The organism is Nitrospirillum karajorum (genome assembly GCF_036348415.1).
GTDB classification, from domain to species: Bacteria; Pseudomonadota; Alphaproteobacteria; order Azospirillales; family Azospirillaceae; genus Nitrospirillum; species Nitrospirillum amazonense_B.
Genome location: NZ_JAZBQB010000002.1, coordinates 744,279 through 766,941, shown reverse-complemented (window position 1 = coordinate 766,941; position 22,663 = coordinate 744,279). Strand labels below are relative to the sequence as shown.

20 protein-coding genes are annotated in these 22,663 nt (G+C 63.9%); 10 read left to right on the top strand and 10 right to left on the bottom strand.

Annotated elements, in window-relative coordinates; genetic code table 11:
- Nucleotides 1-17: 17 nt before the first annotated feature.
- The 7 genes from UCD39_RS10990 to UCD39_RS10960 form a co-directional block, all read right to left on the bottom strand.
- On the bottom strand, nt 18-2,252 hold the full coding sequence (locus tag UCD39_RS10990; RefSeq protein ID WP_330496067.1) for a TonB-dependent receptor: 2,235 nt from the start codon (nt 2,250-2,252) through the stop codon (nt 18-20).
- A 295-nt stretch (nt 2,253-2,547) separates the two neighbouring features.
- The gene (locus tag UCD39_RS10985) at nt 2,548-3,333 is read right to left on the bottom strand and encodes a response regulator transcription factor (protein ID WP_330496066.1); all 786 of its coding nucleotides are present in this window, start codon (nt 3,331-3,333) and stop codon (nt 2,548-2,550) included.
- The gene (locus tag UCD39_RS10980; RefSeq protein WP_330496065.1) at nt 3,326-4,780 is read right to left on the bottom strand and encodes a sensor histidine kinase; all 1,455 of its coding nucleotides are present in this window, start codon (nt 4,778-4,780) and stop codon (nt 3,326-3,328) included. The genes UCD39_RS10985 and UCD39_RS10980 overlap by 8 nt, the downstream gene beginning before the upstream one ends.
- Before the next feature lie 715 nt (nt 4,781-5,495).
- Nucleotides 5,496-6,134 (bottom strand): GNAT family N-acetyltransferase, encoded by a 639-nt coding sequence (locus UCD39_RS10975; RefSeq protein ID WP_330496064.1) that lies wholly within the window; start codon nt 6,132-6,134, stop codon nt 5,496-5,498.
- Between the two features lie 224 nt (nt 6,135-6,358).
- A complete protein-coding gene (locus tag UCD39_RS10970; protein WP_330496063.1) occupies nt 6,359-7,783 on the bottom strand; it encodes an ImmA/IrrE family metallo-endopeptidase in 1,425 nt (474 codons plus the stop codon).
- Entirely contained in the window at nt 7,783-8,337 is a 555-nt protein-coding gene (locus UCD39_RS10965) for a hypothetical protein (protein WP_330496062.1), read from the bottom strand. Before UCD39_RS10965 ends, UCD39_RS10970 begins: the two co-directional genes overlap by 1 nt.
- Nucleotides 8,338-8,537: 200 nt before the next feature.
- The gene (locus UCD39_RS10960) at nt 8,538-9,635 is read right to left on the bottom strand and encodes an IS5 family transposase (protein ID WP_330495033.1); all 1,098 of its coding nucleotides are present in this window, start codon (nt 9,633-9,635) and stop codon (nt 8,538-8,540) included.
- Nucleotides 9,636-9,717: 82 nt separating this feature from the next.
- Between UCD39_RS10960 and UCD39_RS10955 the strand changes: the two genes are divergently transcribed.
- The 9 genes from UCD39_RS10955 to UCD39_RS10915 are packed head-to-tail and all read left to right on the top strand — an operon-like array spanning nt 9,718 to nt 16,416.
- Nucleotides 9,718-9,951 (top strand): type II secretion system protein GspG, encoded by a 234-nt coding sequence (locus UCD39_RS10955; protein ID WP_330496061.1) that lies wholly within the window; start codon nt 9,718-9,720, stop codon nt 9,949-9,951.
- Nucleotides 9,952-9,953: 2 nt separating this feature from the next.
- The gene (locus UCD39_RS10950) at nt 9,954-10,385 is read left to right on the top strand and encodes a prepilin-type N-terminal cleavage/methylation domain-containing protein (RefSeq protein ID WP_330496060.1); all 432 of its coding nucleotides are present in this window, start codon (nt 9,954-9,956) and stop codon (nt 10,383-10,385) included.
- Nucleotides 10,382-10,741 carry a type II secretion system protein gene (locus UCD39_RS10945; protein ID WP_330496059.1) on the top strand — a complete coding sequence of 120 codons (360 nt, stop codon included), beginning with the start codon at nt 10,382-10,384 and terminating at the stop codon, nt 10,739-10,741. Before UCD39_RS10950 ends, UCD39_RS10945 begins: the two co-directional genes overlap by 4 nt.
- Nucleotides 10,738-11,394: a prepilin-type N-terminal cleavage/methylation domain-containing protein gene (locus tag UCD39_RS10940; protein ID WP_330496058.1), complete on the top strand. Its 657-nt coding sequence runs from the start codon at nt 10,738-10,740 to the stop codon at nt 11,392-11,394. The genes UCD39_RS10945 and UCD39_RS10940 overlap by 4 nt, the downstream gene beginning before the upstream one ends.
- Complete coding sequence (locus tag UCD39_RS10935) at nt 11,391-12,377, top strand: PilN family protein (RefSeq protein ID WP_330496057.1); 987 nt, start codon at nt 11,391-11,393, stop codon at nt 12,375-12,377. Before UCD39_RS10940 ends, UCD39_RS10935 begins: the two co-directional genes overlap by 4 nt.
- A complete protein-coding gene (locus tag UCD39_RS10930) occupies nt 12,374-12,925 on the top strand; it encodes a GspMb/PilO family protein (protein ID WP_330496056.1) in 552 nt (183 codons plus the stop codon). Before UCD39_RS10935 ends, UCD39_RS10930 begins: the two co-directional genes overlap by 4 nt.
- Nucleotides 12,903-13,406 carry a hypothetical protein gene (locus UCD39_RS10925; protein WP_330496055.1) on the top strand — a complete coding sequence of 168 codons (504 nt, stop codon included), beginning with the start codon at nt 12,903-12,905 and terminating at the stop codon, nt 13,404-13,406. The genes UCD39_RS10930 and UCD39_RS10925 overlap by 23 nt, the downstream gene beginning before the upstream one ends.
- 12 nt (nt 13,407-13,418) lie before the next feature.
- Entirely contained in the window at nt 13,419-15,602 is a 2,184-nt protein-coding gene (gene gspD / locus UCD39_RS10920) for a type II secretion system secretin GspD (RefSeq protein WP_330496054.1), read from the top strand.
- Nucleotides 15,586-16,416: a hypothetical protein gene (locus UCD39_RS10915; protein WP_330496053.1), complete on the top strand. Its 831-nt coding sequence runs from the start codon at nt 15,586-15,588 to the stop codon at nt 16,414-16,416. Before gspD ends, UCD39_RS10915 begins: the two co-directional genes overlap by 17 nt.
- A gap of 95 nt (nt 16,417-16,511) precedes the next feature.
- On the opposite strand, the gene UCD39_RS10910 is transcribed toward UCD39_RS10915, so the two are convergent.
- The 3 genes from UCD39_RS10910 to UCD39_RS10900 form a co-directional block, all read right to left on the bottom strand.
- Nucleotides 16,512-17,699: an MFS transporter gene (locus tag UCD39_RS10910; RefSeq protein ID WP_330496052.1), complete on the bottom strand. Its 1,188-nt coding sequence runs from the start codon at nt 17,697-17,699 to the stop codon at nt 16,512-16,514.
- A 99-nt stretch (nt 17,700-17,798) separates the two neighbouring features.
- Nucleotides 17,799-18,701: a glycerophosphodiester phosphodiesterase family protein gene (locus UCD39_RS10905; RefSeq protein ID WP_330496051.1), complete on the bottom strand. Its 903-nt coding sequence runs from the start codon at nt 18,699-18,701 to the stop codon at nt 17,799-17,801.
- A 5-nt stretch (nt 18,702-18,706) separates the two neighbouring features.
- On the bottom strand, nt 18,707-21,202 hold the full coding sequence (locus UCD39_RS10900; RefSeq protein ID WP_330496050.1) for a TonB-dependent receptor: 2,496 nt from the start codon (nt 21,200-21,202) through the stop codon (nt 18,707-18,709).
- A gap of 183 nt (nt 21,203-21,385) precedes the next feature.
- On the opposite strand from UCD39_RS10900, the gene UCD39_RS10895 reads away from it, so the two are divergent.
- Nucleotides 21,386-22,492, top strand: a complete 1,107-nt coding sequence (locus UCD39_RS10895) for an ROK family transcriptional regulator (RefSeq protein WP_330496049.1) — start codon at nt 21,386-21,388, stop codon at nt 22,490-22,492.
- Nucleotides 22,493-22,663 lie beyond the last annotated feature (171 nt).

Below are 22,663 nucleotides of genomic sequence, written 5' to 3'. Positions count from 1 at the left end.
CCGGCTGGGGGGGCGGTTCAGTATTGGTAGCTCAGGCGGACGCCCCAGGTTGCCGGGCGGCCGGGAATGGCGATGTCGGCGTTGGTGAAGAAGTTGCGCAGCAGGTCATAGCGGCGGTCCAGGATGTTCTGGCCGTAAACGGTGGCCGTCCACGGCCCCCGCTCCGGCGCCAGGGTGACGGCGGCGTTCACCAGCCAATAGCCCGCGACGTTGTACCGGCTGCCCAGCAGCGAGCGTTCGCTGCTGCGATAGCTGTAATCCGCCTCGGCCTTCACTGTATAGCCCGACAGGGTCCAGTCATAGCTGGCGCCGCCGTTGTAGGTGATGCGGGGGAAGCCCAAATCCCCGCCCGCCTGGTCGGTGTAGATGGCGCGGCAGGGATAGCAGGTGGCCAGCGAGGCCGCCGTGTTCACCGCGTTGAATTCCGTGAACTCGCCATGCGACAGGCCCAGCGCCTGGGTGACGCGCAGGCCGGTATGGGCGGGGGCCCATTGCACCTCCAGCTCGGCGCCGTAAATCTCCGACCGGGGGGCGTTCACGATCTTGCCGATGGCGCCGAAGGTGGGGTCGATGATGACCGACTGCACCTGCTGGTTATGATAGTCGTAGTAATAGGCCGACGCGTTCAGACGCACGGTGTGGTCGGCCAGGTCGGACTTCACGCCCGCCTCATAGGCCCACAGCACCTCGGGCCGGAACGGGGTCAGGCCGCTGAGCGCCAGGGTGTTATAGGCGGTGAAGCCGCCGGACTTCACCCCCCGGCTGACATTGGCATAGAGCAGCGCCGCGTCGTCCAGCTTGAATTCCACCCCCGCCTTGCCCGTGGTCTGGGTGAAGCCGGTCGGCACCTTGTCCGCCGACACGCCGAGGCTGGTGTCCGGGATGGTGCTGGTGCTGAAGGTCCGCAAGGTGCGGTCCTCATGCTCCTCCCGCAGGCCCAGGACCAGCTTCAGCCGGTCGGTGACGGCATAGTCGGCCTGGCCGAAGCCGCTGATGGATTCCGCCGTCTGGGCATAGCGGGTGTTGGCGATGAAACCATAGACGTCCGTGAAGTCGGACAGGAAGGCTTCGCGCAGCGTCTCATGCGAGTAATAGAGGCCGCCCACCCATTGCAGCCGGCCCGGCCCGCTGGAGGCAAGTCGCAGCTCCTGCGACACGTCCTGGGCGCGGCTGTTGAAATACTCATCCGCGTCGCGGTAGGCGGTGGCGTCCCAATCGTTGAACTCCTTGCGGTTCAACGCCTCCCACGCCGTGATGCTGGTCAGCGTCACATCCTCGAAGCGATGCGTCACCGTCAGGTCGGCGCCGCCGCTGGTGTTGTTGCGGAAGGGCTTGGCGGTGGGGTCGGCGCCGATGAGCTTGGCGAAGGCGGGCGACAGGCTCCACCCCGTCTTCGACGGGTCGGTGTCGGCCGGCAGCGTGCCCACACCGGGCTGGACGACGGGGTTGAAGAGATAGCCGCCGCTGCCATCCGACAGGTCGCGGCCGTAATGCAGGTTCAGCGTCGCATCCGTGTCCGGCGTGGCCGCCCAGGCGATCTTGGCCCGCGCGGCGGTGCGGTTGGCATTGCCCAGGTCCTGGCCCGTCACGCGGTTGGTCTGCCAGGCGCCGCCCTGCTGTGTCATGGCCGACAGGCGCACCTTCACCGTGTCGCTGACGGGGCCGGAGACATAGGCCTCGACCTTGGCGGCGCCGTAGCTGCCATAGTCGCCGGTGATGCCGGCACTGGCCGTGTCCGTGGGGTTGGCGGTCAGGATGTTGATGGCGCCGCCCGTGGTGTTGCGGCCGTACAGCACGCCCTGCGGCCCGCGCAGCACCTCCACCCGGTCCACGTCATAGACCAGGCCCTGGGTCATGATGGGCAGGGGATAAGCGACCTCATCGACATAGACGCCCACGGTGGGGGTGTTGTTGGAGGCATAGTCGTTGAAGCCCACGCCCCGGATGCGGAATTGCGGCTGGCCGCCGCCGAAGGCGTTGGTGACCTCCAGACCCGGTGTCACATTCTGCAGGTCGTTGACCGAGGTGACATGGTGGGCGGCCAGGTCCGCCGCCGACAGCACGGACACGGACAGGCCCACGTCCTGCACCGACTGCTCGCGGCGCTGGGCGGTGACGATGATCTCGGGAATGCCGCCGGCGCCGCCCTCCTGCCCCTCGGCCAGGGCCATGCCCCCCGGCAGCGCGCCACCGATCATGATGCCGCCGGTCATGATGCGCCCGATGACGGCGCGGACCAACGAAGCCTTCATCCTTCGCAACTCCCCCATTTTCTCCGGCGCGGCCCCTGTGGGCTCTTTTTGGCATGCCGAATTGCACGTTATTTCGGTGTGTTATTTTATTAACAACACTGTAACAGCAGTAAACAAGGGGAATAACGCTCCGGTCAATCGCGTAAATTGCCGGGGGCCGCGCGACCGCCGCAATGGCGGCGCATGGCTGTCATGCTGCATGTGCTCACACCCCGACACCCTTAGGCGCGACGGCGCGTCAGCGCAAGCATCACCTTGGTTGTGGATGGGGGTGCGATGGACTTGCGCACACCTGTCAGGGCGACGCCGTTACGTCCCCAGTGGCAGTGCCCGTGGGGGCCCCCGCGGCGGCGCCCGTGGCCGGCCGGAAGGTGTAGCCGACGCCGTAGATGACGCTGACCGGCAACTCCTCCCCCAGGGATTGCACGACCTTGCGCCGCAGGCGGCTGATCAGCCCGTCCAGGTTGCGGTCGTTATAGCGCATGGACGGCCGGTCCAGGGCGGCGATCAGGTCGGCGCGGGACGTCACCGCGCCGCGGTTGCCCATCAGCTTGGCCACGCAGGCGTATTCCGTCGCGGTCAGCAGAGTCGTGGCACCCTGCGGGCTGGTCAGGCGCCAGGTCGTGGTGTCCAGGTGCCAGTCGGGGGCGGGCGGCGGGGACGGGGGAGCGGCGGCGGGCGCGCCGCCGGGGGCGGACTCATCGACGCGGCGCAGCAGGCTGCGAATGTTGGCCTCGATCTCGCGCAGGCTGGCATGCTTGACCAGATAGATGTCCGCGCCGCTGGCCAGCCCCTCCACCTTATCGTCCACGCTGCTGAATCCGGTCAGCATGATGATGCCGCAGGCCAGCCCGTGGCGCCGCCGCACCTCCCGCGCGAAGTCGAAGCCGTGGCCGTCCGGCAGGCTCAGGTCCAGCACGATGACCGCGGGCAGGGCGCCGTCCCGTTCGGCCTGGTCCAGCACGGCCCAGGCCGCAGCGGTGGTGCCGGCGCCCGTGACCTGGAAATCCTTCAGCGCCAGGTAATCGACCAGGTCGGTGCGCGGGCCCTCATCATCCTCGATGACCAGAACGCTATGCATGATGCTTCTCCCGCCCGTAATCCGGGTCTTCCCATTGGGCCGGCCGCAGGGGCAGCACGACCGTCGCCACGGTGCCGACGCCGTTGGGGCCGCCGCTGTGGCTCAAGGTTCCGCCCATCTCCGTCAGGAAGCGGCGGACGATGAACAACCCCAGGCCATTGCCGGGGTGGTTGTTGGCGTTGGACGCCCGGTAGAAGCGGCGGCCGATGGACTGGCGCTCCATTTCCGGAATGCCGATGCCCTGGTCGGTGACGCGGATGACCACGGTGGCCGTGTCCTCGCTGGCCGCCACCGTCACGGGCGCCCCCTCCGGTGAATATTTCAGGGCGTTTTCGATCAGGTTGCGCAGCACGGCGATCAGCATGCCGGGGTCGGCCATGAACAGGATGGGGCTGTCCGGCGCCACCACCGTCACCCGCCCGGCGTTCAGGTGGCTCAGGCCCTGGACCACGGTCCGCATGGTGTCCATCAGGTCCACGGGCTGCGGCTGGGCCGCCATGTGGCCCTCGCGCTCGCTGGCCATGATGCGTTCCACCAGGCCGGTCACGCGGCGCACGCCGTCGCGGATGGCGCCCAGCCGCCGGCGCGCCGGTTCCGGCACGCTGCCCGGCAGCACCTGCAGCATCTCCGCCGCGCGGTCGATGCCGGCCAGGGGGGTGCGGATCTCATGCACCACCACGTCCAGCAACTGCCGGTGCTCGGCATGAATCTGGCGCTCCGCCGCCAGCGTCGCCGCCAATTGCTGCTCCAGGTGGCGGCGGGTGTCGACCTCGTGCGCCAGTTCCCGGTTGCGCTGCGTCACGTTGCTCTGCAGCCGTGCGCCCAGCATGATCAGGAAGCAGACGAACCACAGATGGTGGGCGACGGCGGTCTCCACCACGGTCCAGGGATAGAACATGATGGGGTCGGCGGTGCCCGACAGCCATTGATCCAGGCGGTGGATGGACCAGCCCCCCTGGATCACCACATGCAGGACCAGCACGGGCAGCAGCGTCCAGCGCAGCCAGGCGCAATCCCCCCGCGCGCGCCACAGCGCCGGCATCACCGAGGCGAAGGCGATCAGGGTGGTGAAGGCGTTGATGGCGGACCGGGGGGCGCCCGAGTCCGGCCACAGGTACAGGGACAGCGGCCAGTACAGCAGGGGGAAGCCGAGGCAGAACCCCAACAGCCATTTGCGCGGCCGTTCCCCCAGGAAGATCATGACGCCGTTCAGGCACAGGCCCAGCGACGTGAACACCAGCGTGTTGGGGACATAGCCGGTCATGCCGTTCAGGAAGCCGGGCCCCGGATGATAGAACAGCCCCAGCACCGCCGCGCACCCGCCCATCATGAAGCTGGACGCGATGGTGCGCACCCCCGCCAGATGGCGATAGGCGTTCCAGATCAGGGCGGACGCGACCCCGTTCAGCATGGTCAGGATGAGAATGAGCGAGAGCAGGTCGGTCATCGTCGGGTCGTCGTTCCGCGGCACCGGTGGCGCCAGGATAAGCCAAGGGGGTAAGGGTACGTCACGCTGCGTCGCTGCTACCGGGTTCGCTTACCCTGTCATTATCCGTCTGCCAAGACCGTGGATTATTTACTTTATGGGAACACCGCGCCGAAATATGAAAAAGTTTCGGCGACGGCATCAGAATTTATCACAATCTCACGGTCGCGTGCATGAGTAATTTCGGGGGCCGGCCCGCTAAGTCCCTGGCCGGCTGTTGTTTCCAGCGTTTGGTATTGGCCGGGCGCCGGGCGGTTGTCTTGGCCGGCAAAGGCCGCGCGGCCTATTAATTCGCGCTGTTCATCATTGGTTAATGGTATACTCGCGTAGGGAAGGGAAATGCTGTATTCGCATCTCGCTTAATACGCGCAAGTCCGCCAAATATTTACCATGCATTTCTCTATCGCGCGCGCCGCCCTGGACGATCGCGAGTTATACAGGCCGCGAACAGGCGGCGCCTGACTATTGCGACGGGGGACGGTGACGCGCGGTGTCCCGGCGGCCTTCCCTGTCAAGGGCGCGCGGCGGTGTTGGTGGGGTGTTGGCGCCGGGTAGGGCCGCCTAGAGCAAGATGCGATCAGTCGTGATCGCATCTTGCTCTTAACCTGTTCATGATAGAGCGGATTCACACGATCAGGTGACTCCACCTGATCGCGTTCCGCTCTAGGGGGAAGGCTCAGGGCCGGGCCAGGTGCGCCAGCCGTTCCTTCACCGCCGGCCACTCGGCGGCGATGACGGAGAAATAGACGCTGTCGCGCAGCCGGGCGGGGATGGCCTCGCCCTCCGGCCCCACGCGGGCCGGCACCACGACGTGGGACCGGAAGATGCCTTCCTGCGTGGCGCCGATGCGGGCGATGGCAGCGCGGGACTGCTGGTTCAGCGCGTCGGTCTTCAACTCCACCCGGTGGGCGCCCAAGACCTCGAAGGCGTGGGTCAGCAGCAGGCGCTTGGCATCGGTGTTGGCGCCGGTGCGCTGGTGCGACCGCGCCACCCACGTCCACCCGATCTCCACCCGCCGGTTGGCGCGGTCGATGTTGCCATAGCGCGTGCTGCCGATGACTTGGGCTGAGGCCCTGTGCACGATGGCGAAGGGCAGGCTGACATGCCGGTCCCGCTCCTCCAGCGCCGTGTGGACATAGGCCCGCATCTCATCGGGCGTCGTCACCTGCGTCGGCACCCAGCGCCACAGCACCGGGTCCAGCCCCACGGCTATCAGCCCCGGCAGATGATCCTGGCTCAACGGCTCCAACCGCACCACGGCCCCCGTCAGGGTGATGGGGCTGACGGTCATGGGGCGGGTGTCGATCTCGGCCATGGGCGCTCTCCGCAGGCAAGGGGCTCCTGGTTCGATACGAGCGGCGGGCGGGCAGGGCAAGGGCGGGATTGTCTGGGGGACAAGGTTTGGGGGTGGAAATGTAGTGCCGTAATCCTAAATTTCTGGTGCCGGGTCAGAAGGAGAGGCGAAGTTTGTATTTCCTCATAGCGCAGTAGATTTACTTGATGACATGCGGATTTTTTTTGAAATTCAATCCTAAAGCGTCATTCAAGGCCATCAGGATTGGAAACGAACCTTTTAAGTTCGCTTTTTTGTGTGGATGAAAGCGTTTTTCCGATTGCTGATCTATAAAGTTGCCAAGCGACGATTTCAGGGCTGACATCGAATTCCAGGGTCATTTCTCCAATGAACTGCGAAATAGATGCGTACTTAGGAAATCTTTCACAAATCTGGCGCGGGAAAAGGAATTCGGCGGCAAATGCTCTTGCTCGTTTTTCTGTCCATTCATCGCTGTCGCCAGAAATAACTTCAGCGAATGGTAGGGATTTTTCCAGGTCCAGAAGTAGATGGCATAGCTCATGAGCGAGGGCTGCTCTGTAACCGCTTGACCTCTGATTACGAATGCTCAGCGAATTCATGATAATAACAGGGCCATGTCTATCTCCCCAGCAGAGCATTGCATCTACCTCGCCGTGGGATAACCCAACTTTCTCAATCGGTACCTTCCATTGAGCGAACAGATTCTCCAGTTCAGGAAGTTTTGTTTCTTTGTGATGCCGCAGAATTTGCTCACGTGCCCATTCGCCCAACAAACGGCCTTCATCAGCGGGGGATAAGTTTCTGGATAGAATAGTTAGTCTATTTTGAGCTTCTTGCGATAGGGAGCGAAGTTCTAATGATCCACATTTTGAGGTTTTTGCGACAATTGACAGGATTGTGGTTGCGCTACGAGATGACAATGAGGCGCCATATGCCATTCGCGCAGCAGCCATAAACACCGTATCCTGAATCTCCGAGTAATTATCGTTTAGGCTAATGTATTCTCCTATGTTGCTCGAGATTTCATTAAGAAAAGTTACCGGTACTCCAGTTACTAAGCTAGCCAGTTCCAGCGAGAAAGGGCGCTTTTCTCTTTGCTCCCATTCCATCAACCGAAGGCGTGCGATATCATCGTCAATCTTTCGTAGGCGCTCAGCAATTTCTTGGCCAATACGGTTTAACAGCGACATTGCCAATGAATATTTCTCTCGCTTCAGAAATTGATCACAGGAAATTAGCATATGGTTTCCCTCACGGAGCATGAAAACCGATGGGACCCATTTGCCTTCCAGTGCGCAGGCGAGATCATGTCGATACTCAAAGCCGAAGACATCTTCTTCCTCAGCTTCTATTCGTTTGTCACTAATGATTTTGCTTCGTTTCTCCAAATTCCAGCGTTCCTCCGCTTCATGCCTCAATAGATGGGGCATCTTCGGTTTTAGGCCAATTGGATAGGTTTGTTCCATTTTCAGGAACAGCCAGTTCTCGGCGAAAAACGCCAGTAGATCAACCCAATGCCAGTGAACGTTGGTCCATATGTCTTTATCGCCAATCCTTAGGCTGGCAAGCCCTTCCGTTGCTTCGAAGGCGTTTCCCTCGGGGGTAGGGTTGCACCACTCGATGCGCAGGTCGAAGGTTATCGTATCCATTATGGATATTTCCCGAACCAAGCTTCGATATCAGCTAAACAGTCACGTTCCCGAGCCCGCTCAAAAAGCTTGTCTTTTATGAGCTTGGGCATATCGGGCTTCCGGGGATGTGTTCTGGGCCCTGGACAGGGGAAGCCATGGTACGATGCCCCAGGGACAGTTTCGACGGCTTTGTATACCGCGCCTTCATAAATGTTAAACACCCATTTGGGATGTGACTTTGACCAGCCTTGTGGTGAATAGGGAATTCCATCGCGTAGAATTTCTGCCGCCGTGTCCAGTTTAATCGTGCTGGGACACATCCCTTCAGGATGGTTGTCATTGCCGTAAAAGAATTCTGGTTTAGAATTGGCTCCTTTATGTTTTATGGGCTGGCCGCTACTGTTGGTTTTCGGCTGATAGGAATATTGTTTAAGGTCGCAAGTCATTTTGGTATGTACCCACATATCATAAATGTCATTCTGCAAGTAGCTCTCGCCTAAGAGCCTGGCCCATAAATCATCCCCCAGCTCCAGCAGGGTGCTTTCGAGGCCAAAATCGATACTAAAAAGCACCTCAAGAGTGGTGCCTAGATACCGTTCTGGATGGCGCTTCTGATTTATGGGCCGGGCTCTAACAGGGTGCGGAAGAATGGAGCGTTAAGGCCCCTTTCCCCATGAGCCAAGCCGATTGAAGGCTTGATCGAGGGGCTACGGGCCGCTTTTGCGGCCATCTTCCCCGGCTTCCGCCGTTTGCAGGCGGAATCCGGGCATGGTCAGGCCGCCACCATCAGCTTGGGCAGTCTGACGAGGTTGTAGGCGGCGGCGGTCAACATGAAGGCCCAGCCGACGCGATCGGTTCCCTTGTGGCGCGTCTTGCGCAAGGTGCCGGTGGTCTTGATCCAGCCGAAGACCTCCTCAATACGCTTGCGGATACGCAAGGACACGCCATAGCCGGGGTGGCGGGTGGTGCGTCCATCAATGGCGGACGTGCGCCGCGCCCCGGTCTTGGTCAGGTGATCATTCCGGGCGATATGCGGCGTCACCTTGCGGGCACGGAGTTCCCGGACGAACTCACGCGCATCAAAGGCCTTGTCGGCGCCCAAGGTGATCCGCCGCGTCGGCTTCAGCCCGTCGACCAATGCCAACGCCGCCTCGCGTTCGGCGGTGCCGGTCGCTTGGGTCAGCGTCGCACCAACCACCAGGCCGTTGCGGTTCTCCATCAGCACATGCCCCATGTAGGCTAGGCGCGATGGCTGGCCATTGCTCTTGCGGTACAGTTTGGCTTCAGGGTCGGTGGTGGACGCGTGGGTCTGGTTGGAGCGCTTCTCCCCGTGGAAGTCGCGCTCCCCGTTGCGACCGGGGCCCGGCGGGTCGCCACCGCCATCCTTGGGCCGGAAGCTCTTGATCGACGCCCAGGCCTCGATCAGCGTGCCATCCACCGAGAAGTGGTCGTCCGACAGCAAGTTCCGGCCTCGCGCCTGGGCCACCACCGCCCCCAGGAACTTCGCCGCGACGTCGCCTCCAAGAAGCCGCTCACGGTTCTTGGTGAACACCGTCACGTCCCACACCGGGGCGTCCATCGCCAACCCGACAAACCAGCGGAACAGCAGATTGTAGTCCATCTGCTCCATCAGTTGTCGCTCCGACCGGACCGAATAGAAGGCCTGGAGCAGCAGCGCCCGCAGCAGTTTCTCCGGCGGGATCGAAGGACGACCCACCTTCGCGTACATCGCCTCAAAGTCCGGCGACAAAACCTCCAGCGCCTCGTCACAGATCGCCCGGATCGCCCGAAGCGGATGCCTTGGCGGAACACGCGCTTCGCAACTCACGTACGAAAACAAGCCTTCCGTCCGAATGTCTCCGCCACGCATCCCATCCTCCTCAGCGTCATGAGGAAGCGAATCACGACAGGAACTCAGACGGAAGGGTTTTTCCGCATCCTGTTACGTCGACATGGGCCGTTACCCCACCAGCGACGAAGGGTTGGAGGCGCTGGTGACGGCCCCTGCCGGCGACGCCAACTGGCGTGGACCGTACTTGCGCAAGCGCCAGGCCCTGATCGACCCTTGGGGCAATCCCTACCGCTACAAGGTACCGGGACAGCATGGGACCTACGATTTGTATTCCTGGGGTAGCGACAACAAGGAAGGCGGCGAGGGCGATGCCCGCGACGTCACGAACTGGTAGGCATGCGCGACGCCGGCTTCACATTGGTGGAGATGTTGGTGGTCCTGGCGGTCATCGGCCTGATCGGAAGCGCGCTTTCGCTTGGCGTGCAACGACGGTTGCCCGCCCTGCGCCTGGACGCGGCGGCCTCCGCCTTGGAAGAGGAGTTGCGCAATCGCCAATCCGACGCTCTCGTCTCCCGCCGCGAAGTCACCTTCTCAATAAGGGATCTGGCCGAGGCCGGCGCTTTCTCCCCCGGGAGCATCCGCTTGCGTCGTATCGCGACCGTGGAGGTACGCATCGCGGGGGCGGACCCCGCTTTTCCGGACGCCATTCACTTCTTGCCGGGAGGATGGTCCAAGGGCGGGCGGCTGTCGCTGCGGTATGCTGAACGGGAGAAGGTCGTTCTCGTCGATTGGCCCTTGGGCACCGTGCATACGGAGGGTCAGCCATGAATGGAAGCCGGGGCTTCACCCTGCTGGAAATGCTGGTGGCCTTGACCGTCTTTGGCTTGGTCACGGCCATGCTGGCTCATAACACGTGGTCGGGTGTCTGGGCGGCCCGCCAGGCCTGGACGGAAGCCTCGGCGCTGAGCCTGGCCCAGTCCATGGCGGTGGTCGGCAGCGCCATGCCCTATACCCAAGCGGATCTCATGGCCACATCCGATCCCGTGATCAGCGGCTTGCCTTTCCGCCTGAAGGGCCGCCGTACCTACGGCACCAGTCCAACCTACGCGGCGGAGGTGTCCAGCCCCACCGGCCAAACGCTGGCCACGTCGGTGGCGCGCGTTCCGCCGGAGCGCGCGCCTTGAGTGGCGTCATCCCGGGGGTGGCCGGCCAGCGAGGCGTGACGTTGGTGGAGGCCTTGGTCGTGCTTGCCTTGCTTGGCCTGCTTGCCCTGGCCGGCGTGGAACTTCTTCCGCTGTTGAACCGCATGTCGGCGCGCAGCGGATCGTTACAGAAAGGGGCTGCGGCAATGGAACGTGTGCATGATTTCACGCGCGTCGCCGTGCGCAACGCCCTGCCCACCGTCACCTTGGGCAAGGTGGGGGAAGAAATCGCCCCCCTCGTGGTCAACGCCGATTGCCTGGATCTGCTGACCACATTGCCGCCCGGGCTGGGCGGGGGGGGCCTATACCGGACCACCATCACAGTCGATGGAACACCTGGCCATCGCCGTCTGCGTCTACGGGTGGCTGGCTTGCGGCCGGATGCGCCCCCCGCCATGGAAGGCACGTTGGTCGAGGACGCTGTCCAGATCGCATGGTCCTATTTCGACCGGCCGCGGAACCGCTGGTCGGATCATTGGACCCGGGTCGACAAATTGCCTGACCTCGTTCGGCTGGACGTGCAAATGCCTGGAACGGGCTGGTGGCCACCCATGATCCAGGGGCCCATGCTGGGCGGCGGCATCTTCTGCGAATTCGACACGGTCGCCAACGCTTGTCGGCGCGGTGGGGCATGAAATACCGCCGTCCGCTGGCCATGGTCGCCGCTATCGTGGACGGCGTGGCTGAAGCCCTTGCCGCGACCTTGCCCCCGCCGCTGGCGCGGCGCATGGGAGTGTCGATGTCGCGCCTGCATCTGGGACCGGGCGCCTCGGGGCCGGCTGGCCCTGGTCCGGCTTCGGCCCCGCCCGGCCCGGTGGTCCTGGTGCTGGACCCGCGGGATGTCTATACGGTTGACCTGCCCTTGCCGCCCGGTTTCGGCGTGGATCCTTGGCGTCAGGCGGCGATGCTGGCCCATCGCTACATGCCCCTGAAGCCGGAACTGCTGGCGTGGGATTTGGTCACGCTTCGCCAGGGGGGGCAGTCCATCGCCCGGGTTTCCATGGTGCGGCGAAGCGTGCTGGCGGCCGCGTTGCAAGTCAATGAGCGGGCTGTGGCGGTGACCGCCGAGGGGAGCGGCCCACAACCCCAGTTCCTGCGTCTGGACGGCCGGCGCCTGCGTCGGCGGCTCAGTCGTATGGCCGGGGTGCTCGCCGTGATGGCGTTGGTTTTGCCCGTACCGCCGCTGCTGGTGGCCTGGACCCTGGATCAGCAGACCGCGCATATGGAGCGAAAGCTCAAAGCCTTGTCGGACGATGTCAAAGCCGCGCGTTCGGCGCGGGATCGTCTTGTCGTTCTAACCGATGTGCTGCGGCGCAGCGGTGCCGCGCTGACGCAACCGTCACGGCGTCAGCTGTTGGATGAGGTGGCGTATGCGCTTCCAGATGACGCCTTGCTCAAGGACCTCATTCTGGGGCCGAATGGCCTGGATCTGCAGATCCAGGCCGCCGATCCGGACGCGATCCTGAAACGTTTCCAAGCCGCCCCTTTCTTCACCGATGTGCGCTACGTCGCCGCCCCCGAACCCGGGCGCGGGACTTTCAGGCTGGCATTGTCCATCGCGGCGGGCGGCGGCCCCGCATCGACATCCCCCGGAAAGGGGGACGGGGAAGGCCCATGATGGCGCCGACCCACCTGCGTCCCGGCTTCGTGTTGGCGCTGCTGTTCGGCATGGCGGCGGGCGCCCTGTACGTTTTGGCGCCCCCTTTGGCGGAGCGGGTTGGCGAGGCGATGGAGCGCCGGCAGGCCCGCTCCGCCCAGTTGGCTATGGCGCGCTCGATTGCGGCAGGGCGGGCCGAGCTGGCCGGCCGGGTCCCCGTGATGGAGCGGGTGGCGGATGAAGCGGCGCTTTTTCAGAAGGGGCTGGATGCCGATGCGTTGCGCCAGAGGATCGGCACGGCCATCCGGGAAGCCGGGGGCGCAATCCAAAGCATCGACGTCGTCACCGAGACGATCGCGAATGGCCGCCAGCGGTTGACCTGCCATGTCGCCCTGAATGGAACTGACGCGGCCATCCAGAACACCTTGACCGAGGTGGAGGCTGCCCGACCCCGGTGGCTGATTCAAACCCTGCGCCTGCACCCAGCCGCCGCACAACCGTCCGATGGTCCGGTGATGCTGACATTGGAGTTGGAAATCGACGCCTATGCCGACCCTACCCACCCTTGACCGCCTCGTCCTGGTGCCGGTGGTGGTCAGCGCGATGGCTGGTGCCGCCATTGCGCTGGCCGGTGCCCTTTCCATTGCCGAGGCGCCAGCGCTGGCCCTTCCACCGCCACTGCCGACGGTGACGCTTCCCATGCCGTCTGCGGCCCGGCCTGCGGCCGATGGGGGCGAGGCCCTTCGCCGGCCCCTGTTCTCGCAAAGCCGTCGACCGCCGCCGCCCAAGCCATCTCTTCCCCCGCCCACGCAGGTTCAGGCGCCGGACCTGCTGGTCGTTGGCATCATCGCCGGCGCCAGCAGCGGCATCGCCACGGGGACTGACAAACGCCTCCAGAAGCCGTTCCGTCTTCGGACCGGCGATACGCTGGGGGAATGGCAGGTCGACTCCATCACCAAGACCCGCTTGCGGCTGCGGCACGAGGACCAAGTGCAGGACTACCCTCTTGCCACCCCGCCCCCCATCCCCCCGTCGCCACCCCCCAGGTAAAGCATCGCCGTCATGACCCGTCCCTTCACCACCTTATCCATGCTTGCCACCTTGGCATTGGCCGCTTGCTCCGGGGCGCCTGACAGGACCGGCGGCGGCGTGCCCTTGCCGTCGGCGCCCGCCATGCCGAGCACTGGACCGGATGCGTCCTTGTTCACGCCCAAGGCGGCCGCGCCGCGGCAAGCGCCCCAGACCATCACCGGCAGCGGACAGTTCGTTCGGGCTGGCGGGACTGTGCGTGGTCCTGACGACGACGCAGGCGAACCCATCGATGTAAATTTCGTCAATGCGGACGTTCGTGCGGTTCTGGATGCGGTTCTGGGAGGCATGCTGAACCTCAACTATACGATAGACCCCAAGGTTCAGGGCCAGGTCACCATCCGCACCACGCGGCCCTTGCCGCGGGCGCAGGCGCTGGCGGCGATCGATGCGGCCCTGCGCGCCCAGGGGTTCGCCATCGTCTCCGGCAATGGATTTTACCAAGTCGTGCCGGTTTCCGAGGCGGCCGCCGAGGCGCCATTCCAGCGGCTGTCCAACGCTGAGCGGGCTGCGGGGTTCAGCACCGCCATCGTGCCGGTGCGTTTCATCTCCACGGCGGATATCGACAAGATCGTCCGCCCCCTGACCCGACCTGGCCTGATCCAAATGGTCGATGCCAACCGCAACATCTTCATCGTCAATGGCACCGGGCGGGAAATCAATTCCTTCACTCAGCTGGTTGCCAGTTTCGACGTTGACTGGTTGGCGGGTTTGTCTTTCTCGCTGTTCACCTTGCAGTCGGTCGAGCCCGCCAAGCTGGAGGAGGAATTGCGGCAGGTACTGCAGCTGAACACGGCGCCGCTTGAGGGCATGGTGGAGTTTGTGCCCCTGCCGCGCCTGAACGCCCTGTTGGTCGCCGCCAAACGACCGGAATTTCTGAAAACCATCGGCGGTTGGGTCGAGCGCTTGGATCGCGCCCCCTCGGAAGGGGGGCGAATGGTTCATTACTATGAGGTGCAGAACGGTGCCGCTTCCGAATTGTCGATGTCACTGAACCGCTTCATGGGGCGGGGAGGGGCGTCAAGCGATGGTCGTGGCGACAGCGCCCGCCTGGTTTCACGGGGTTCGATGATAAACGCGTCAATCGGTGCGGCCGGCGGGACGGGCTTGGGCGGGACTTCCGCCCTGACGCAAAACGGGTCCTTCCAGCGGGGCCTCTCCGGGGGCGTCGGCGCCAACGGCGCGTTGAGTAACGCGCCGGCCAGCCCCTTGGCGTCGCCGTCGCCGAGTGACGCCATTGAGGATGGGGAGGAGATTCCGGAATTGAAGGGGGTCAGGGTGGTTGCGGATGAGCGGCGCAACGCCCTGCTGATCTATGCCAACGCGGCGCAATATACGATGCTGGAACAGGCCCTGACCCGCCTGGACGTGGCGCGCGAACAGGTGCTGATCGAGGCGACCATCGCCGAAGTCACCCTGAACAACGATCTCAATTTCGGTGTCCAGTGGTTTCTGGACCGGGGCAGCAGCACCGCCGGCTATGGCACGGCCGCCAAGCTCAGCCCCAGCTATCCCAGCTTCAACTACACGTTCCTGACGCCCAGCACCCAGGTGGTGCTGAACGCCCTGTCCAGCGTCACGGATGTGCAGGTGCTGTCGGCGCCCCGGTTGCTGGTGCTGAACAATGAAACGGCGCGCCTGCAGGTGGGTGACGAGGTGCCGGTGGTGGTGCAGCAGGCGACCAGCACGCTGACCAGCAACAGCGCCGTGGTGAATTCCATCCAGTATCAAAGCACGGGCGTGATCCTGGAGGTGACGCCGCGCATCAACCACAGCGGCGCCGTCGTGCTGGACGTCAACCAGGAGGTCAGCAGCGTGGCCACCACCACGACCTCCGGCATTGACAGTCCCACCATCCAGCAGCGCAAGATCAGCAGCATCGTCAATGTCCAGGACGGGGAGACCGTGGCCCTCGGCGGCCTGATCAGTGACACGTCCAGCAAGTCGGGCAGCGGCATCCCCTATCTCAGCGATATCCCGGTGGTGGGGAAACTGTTCGGCAGCGATAAGAACAGCCATGGCCGGACGGAGCTGCTGGTTTTCCTGCGGCCGGTGATCGTGCGCAATGTGATCCAAGCGCGCGAAGTGACCGACGCGCTGAAAGCCCGCATGAACCAATTGGAAGCGTTGGCGGGATCGCATGCGCCAACCCCCTGACCTGGACGGGGCGCGGGCTGGGCAGCGTGGGTATGCCCTGCTGTTGACCCTGTTTCTCCTGGCCATCGCCACGGCGGTCGCGGTGACCGTCGTGGGGAATGGCTTGGCCGCGCGTAAGCTGGCCCGTTCCGCCTCGGTCGCGCTGGCCGTCGAGGAGCGCGCGGCCTTGGCGACGTGGCAGGTGCTGGATGGATTGGCTGAGTCGGGCAAGGTGCCCAGCGAGCCTCAATCTCCCCCGGTTTCCGTTGATGACCGAAAGGTCGATATGGCGATCCTGCCGGAAACGGGACGCATCGATCTGAACGGACTGTCCCGGAAGGCCCTGGCGGAGGCGATACACGACCTGGGGTTTTCGGAACGCCAAGCGATCGCGTCGGCCGACCTCATCGCGACATGGCGGGGGATGGACCCCCCGGGCTCCAACGGCAAGAACTTGAGAATGAATGGCCGGACGGCGCTTTGGTCGCTGGAGGACCTGGACTCCATTGCCGGGCTGGATGATGGGGTGCGGGCCTGTTTGCAGGTTTGGGGCACCGTCTATGTCCACGCTCAGGGATCGTTCCTGGGGCGTGGCGCCCTGCAACAGCGGGGTATCTTCAGCTTCGGTTCCGACGGTGGATTAACCGTCGGTTCCATGTTCCGTATCATCGCCGATGACCCGGCGACCGGGCACCGCTTCCGGACGGTCGCCTTGTTCCGCGGTAAAGTGCCACGTGCGGCACCGGAGGATGACCCCGTGTCGCCTTGGCTGGTCCTGGAGTGGCTGAGGCCCATACCCGATCACGACAGGTGCCCGGCATTCCAAGGGGAATAGATCGCATCGGGGCTCACGAAATCCACCCCCCGCCGTTCCGCACGCGAAGGCGAGCGGCCTTGTGGCGGCCAGCGCGGGGAGACAGGCAGAGATCATTAGGGCGATAGCCTGCAGGCGGCGAATATCGAGGCCAGCAGGCCGATTTTGCTCAGCATGACGGCAAGTCCGAATGCACGCGGGTGGTTGGTCGCGCGGCCCAGCCATGCCCAGGTCAGGATATTGATCCAGCCACTCGTCCAGCCGAAGCCAAACGCGGTGATCGGTCCCGGTAACGAGATCAACGCGATGACCGAAGCGATCAGGAACAGGGCGGCCCCGCACAGCTTTGTCCCAACGTTCCGCTCCCGCCAGGGGGTGGGCAGCGGGATCGACGCGACGATCCGCCCCGCCGAAAGCGCAGCCAACGCCATTCCCGGCGTGATGGCGGCCAGCGCGATCTTGCTGGTGGTGGCAACCAGCAGCGTGGCGCACAGATGGAGCGCCAGAACGGCGGTAAGCCCCCCGCCTGACCGGCCGTTGGTGGTGTCCAGGCCGGATGCCGCAGCCGCCTCCGGCATGTCCCATAGGCGGCGGACGAGGATGAAAATCGGCAGTGACGACATCCCCGCCACCAAGGCGATCACCACCAGGACAATCAACAATCCAGGTCTTGTCATCGCCGGTCCCAGCGCCGGAACCAGGCAGAGGCCAAGCGCCAGCGATGCCAACTGCCCCCATAAGTTGCGAAGGCCGACAATGCGCACCGCCGGCCATCCGCGCCGCGCCATCCGGCCGACCAGCGCGTGGTGCGGCACGTCGAACAGCGCATAGGCGCTGCGGCTCACCATCATGGCGCCCAGGGCTGCCCAGGGCTTGGCCGCCGCCACCATCAGGGCGGTGACGAACGCTGCGCAGGCGATTGGCACCGCGAGGCCGGCGATGGCGGCGACATCGCGGGCAATCGTCCTTGGGCGCTGCAGCCACAGGCCGACGGCCAGGTCGCTCAGCGCGTGCCAGCCCAGGCCACCCATCAGCACCAGCGCGATATCCTGTGGCGGCAGGTGCTGAACAGTCGCGAGCACGTAGAAAGCGATGAGATCCGCCGCGACCCACAGCATCGTCTTCCCGAACTGGACCGCATAGTAAAGGAACAGGACCCAGCCTGGCGACACCGGGGCGGAGACGAGCGTTTTGGCGAGGGCGTCATCGTCTGGAACAGGAGCGACGGCCCCCATGGAGATCAAGGGAGCCTTGCCATGTGTCTGGCGGCGCAAGGCCGGGATGGAGCGCGCGTCGTGCATCATGGCGTCGCTTGGTTTCCGGGTCGGGCGCCTTGTGCGGGCGCGAGGAACCTTACGCGATAGGTGTGCCGGAAGCCATTCACGTGCCCCATCCCAGAGGGCCTATTTTTTTCGATCCCGCAGATACTGGATCAATTCGCGCGGGGCGTTGGTCATGATCATGTTGGCGCCGGCATCGATCTGCTTACCCCACACCGACGCCGGGTCCATCACGGCTTTCCCGTCGTCAAGTTGGTCGGTATCGCTGCTGAACATCGTCGCGACCCAGAGCCGCACGCTGCCATCCTTCAGCACGGGCGCGGCCTGTTCGAGATAGCCGGATGTCTGCCATTTCACGTGCGCCATGTGGCCAGTGGGGGAGGGGCAGTGGGCGAGCGCGTCGGTCAGCGACCCATCTTCCTGGAAGATGATGGGGAAGATGATCGCTTTCGACCAGAACGGCGTCACGGAGGCGCGCAGCGCGCCTGAGGCGCATTCATAGAAGAAGATGCCCTGACCCGCCATTCCCTGCCGTTCCATCGCGGCGAAGGTCTGCGGGATGGTACCGTCCTTCACGTCCATGACCAGCCACAACCGGTCCTTGGCGGCCGTCATATAGTCGTCCAGGGTCGGTACATGTTCCGCGGTCAGCGGCGCGGCCGGGCCACCCGCCCCGGCACGCAGGCGCAGCCGCGAAACCTCGGCATAGGTCAAGTCCGCTATGGCGCCGTGGCCATCGGTCGTGCGGTCGACGGTATGGTCATGGAGTATGACCGCCACGCCATCATTGGTGTGACGCACGTCGAGTTCGACGCCGTCGGCGCCCAAGGCGATGCAGCGACGAACGGCGGCGACGGAATTTTCCGGCGCCTCATCATGACAGGCCCGATGCGCTATGACGATCACGTCGCCCTTGGGCGGATGGATCATCCTTTCCCGCTGGGCCGCCCAGTCGCCCGGGGCGGCCGCCCAGGCCGCGCCGATGGTCAACATCAGCGCGGCCCCCATCAACGTCCAGCGTGCCATGGGTCTCACCACCGCTTGGTCAGGGACAAGGTGAAGTTCCGACCGAAGATGGACCGCCCCACCGTCGCATCGGCCACGGGACCTGCGGCCAGCGCCGCCGCGCGCGCATTGCCTTCCGTCAACCCGATGACGTTGAAGATGTTGTTGATGACGCCGCGCACCTCGACGCCGTTCGCGGTCGTGACCGACGCGCCCAAATCGACGCTGGTGTAGCCGGGCAGGCGGCTGAGGTTGGAGAAATCCTGGTATCGGCGCCCGATCGTGAAGATGTCGGCGAAGACGCGCGTTTCAAGGCCGGCGGCCTGGAAATGGTAGGATGGCTGAACGGTGAACTGGAAGCGGGGGGTCCGCGGGATATCACCGCCGCGTGAGCTTTGCGCGTTGAGGCCGGTCAAGGTGTCGACCGTGATGATGGTCGGGTTCTGCACCATGCCGGTCACCAGGATTTCCACCCCCGTGATGGGCGCCACCATGGTTTCCAGTTCGATGCCATAGGTGCGCGTGTCGAAGATGATGTTCGAGTTGGTGATCAGGCCATTCGCATCGGCCACCTGCGTGCCCCCGTTCAGACGGTTGAACTTGGACCAGAAGCCGGTGGCGGTGACATGGAAGGAGGGCGTCGCGTATTTGAACCCGGCTTCGGCCTGATGCACGGTTGCGACCGGCAATGGCTGGCCGTTGCCCGGCAGCACCGCCCCGCCCAGGATGGTGTCGAAACGCGGATAGCTGAACGTCCGTGTGTACCGTGCGAAGATGTTCTCTGCCGGTGAAAACACGTAGCCGCTTCCCACGGTCCAGCTTGTGCCGTTCAGATCCTCCGATCGCGCGACGTTGCGAACCACGCCCAACACGGACCGCGCCGGGATGGGGCCGCTGGCGTTCGCCACGGCGGTGCCAAGGATGCCCTGCTCGCCATCCTGATCGCGTGAGACGGCGCGAACGCCGGCGTCGATCGACCAGTCGGACGTCACTTGCCAAGTATCGGCGAAGTAGTAGGCGGTTGCGCGGCCGTCGAGCGCCCCGCTTTGGCTGCCGCTGCCGTAGTTGATGAAGCCGTTTTCAGTGACGTTGCCGAGGACTTGCCCGCTGGCGTTCAAGGCCTGGATGTCGAGCGCTATGGGTTGCGTCTTCACGTTGGTGAGGATGGCGTTGAGCAACTGCTGCTGCTCGTAGCGATAGTCGCTGAAATAGAACCCCGCAGTCAGCGTGTGAAGACCGATGGGCGTGTCCAGCGCCTTGGTGACGTGCAGGTCGTTGGCGTCGTAGCGGAGTTTTGTCGTGGCGCTGCCCCAGGTGTTGGCCATCACGAGGTTGGCGGTGGTCGCCGGATCATAGACGGTATTCGTCCCCGCGACGACGTAGCGCAAGGATGTGGCGCCGGTGCCGAAGGCGCTTTGTGCCGCGCCCAGGCGGCTGGCGAGGTAAGCGGACGCTCCCGCCGGGGCGCCGTTGAAGAGGCCGTTGAAGACCGTCGTCCCCTCCATGTGGCGGTAAGTGTCATACACCGTAAACCCGCCCCCCAGGTCGTACTCGCCGCCGGCCGTCGTGGTGGTGATTTTGGGGTGGATGCCGTCCCGCAGATCGCGCTGGACGCTGATGGGCGCGCCATTGGCGTCCAGCGTCCGCAGGGTCACGGTGCGGAAGCTGTTCGAGGACAGGGTGCCGTCCCGGGGGTCGATCAGTGATTCCAGCGACCCGCCGGTTAGCGGGTTGGTCAGCGGGACCGCGGTGTAGAAGACCGAGCGGTCGTTCAGATACGTCACGTCCGCCCAGACCTTCCCCTGGTCGAGCTTATATGTCCCGCCGATCTTGATTTGTCCGCCCAGGTCGGCGTTGTGGTAGCCGGTGGCGCGCAAGCCGTCATCACGGCGGTAAAAGCCACTGACGGTCGCCATCAACCGATCGGTGATGGGCCCGGAAACACTGGCATCGCCACGAACACGGTTTCCGGTACCGGTTTCGATCCGCATGGCACCTTCCGGCGAGGGGGTGCCATGGCCGGTGATGAAGTTGACGACGCCCCCCGACGCATTGTTCGAATAGATCGGCGCCGTGCCGCCACGTACGATCTCCGCACGCTGGGTGTCCAGGTCGACGCGGTAAAGTTCATCGATGTTGAGATAGCGTTCGGTGTTGCTCTCGAACAGGGGCATGCCGTCCTTGTTGAGGTCGATCAAGCGCCATCCGCTCCATGGCAATCCGCGGATGACGATGTTTTCCCCGCCGCCTTCACCGCCGGACGCCTCCACCGTTATGCCGGGGGTCGCCTGCAGCAAGGCCGCGACGCTGTGGGGCGCTTGTTCATCAATCTGGGCCCGATCAACGGTCGACACAGAATAGGGCGCGTCGAATTTACGCTGCCGACCTGGCGTGCCGGTGACGATGATCTCGTCCAGGGTGTCGGCGACCGCCGCCGCGTCGGCCGGCATTTTAATGGCGGATGGCGTCTCCGCTTGAGCGTACGCCGCGTGTGCGGACATCGCGGTGCCGGCCAGCAACACCGCGAAGGCGCGAGACCCTTTGATCATTGGAAGCCCCATGAAATCGATTGGAATTGAATGATGGGTGCCTACATACCCCATGATTGTTACTAATTTAAGTCAACTTAACTTAATCTTAGTGTTGTCGCGTGAACTGAGACTGCTATTCTAAGGCGTGAATGAGAGGCGCTTTGAGAAAAAGATATGAAATTCAATCTTCTAACTCCGTCTGATCGACGCATCCTCTCGATATTGGTGGAGCGCGGGCCCCTATCCCGTGCGGAGTTGGCCGATTTGATTGGGGTCAGCCGTCCGGCCGTGACCCAAATGATCTCCAGCCTTGAGCGGTTCGGCCTGGTTGAGGAACTGGAAAGCCGAAAGGGCGCGAGAGGCCAGCCCGCCCGCCCAGTTGGCATTCGCACTGGCGCTGGCTACTCGGCGGGCGTCAGTTTCTCCCACAGCTATCTTGACCTGGCGATTATCGATCTTACCGGTGCCGTCCTGGACAGTTGCCGCCTGGCACTGGATGAACCGACCCCCAATGCTGTCGCCTGTACCGCGACAATGGCGCTGCTGGAAGTGCGGGGGCGGCTTGGTTCTTTCGACGGCACTTTTATCGGTGTGGGATTCGCTTTGCCGGGCGACTTTCAAGTTGGGACGTCAATGTTAATCGCGCACCGGTATTTCCCGGCGTTCGATCGGATCGATGCCCAGGCTTTCTTCCAACAGCATTTCGATCAACCTGTATTCACCGAGAATGACGGTCGGACCTGCGCGATGGGGGAGCGTCTGGCTGGTCTCGGTCGCGGGTGCCGGGATTTCATGCTGGTCCACCTGGGGCATGGCGTCGGTGGCGGATTGTTCCTGGACAACCGGCTTTACCGCGGCGCGCATCGGAATGCGGGACCGCTTGGCACCTTTTTTCCAATGGGGGCGCCGCGTCCGTCCGGGCAGGACCTGTTGGAGACGCTGCGCGGGCAGGGGATCGCCGCTGCGGATTTCGATATCCTTGAAACGCTGGATCCAAGTGCGATGCCCCCTCTCGCCGCATGGTGCGAACGGGCGGGGAAGCAATTGGCGCCAGCTTTGCAGCATGTGTCCGACATTATCGACCCCGAGATGATCATCATTGGGGGGCGCCTTCCCGCGTCGATCCTCAGCGCTGTGGTCGAGGCGACCGGATTGCCGGACCAGCCTTGTCCTGGGCGGGCAGCCGGTGCGCCGCCCGTTGTGCGAGCATCCTGGCTGGGAGCGCAGGCCGGTGCCGTTGGCGCGGCCTCGATACCCATCCTTGATCTCCTCCTGCCGTGACACCTGGACGAGGGGCGTCCCCAGGATGTCACATTAATTAAGTTAGATTGACTTAAATAATCTCCATTTTGATGGTATCGGTAATGCGTCCGCAGTCAGCGACTGGCGGGGTGCCGATGAACGACCGCGTGCGCCCTTCAAATTAATTAAACAAATTATTTAATTTTTCCC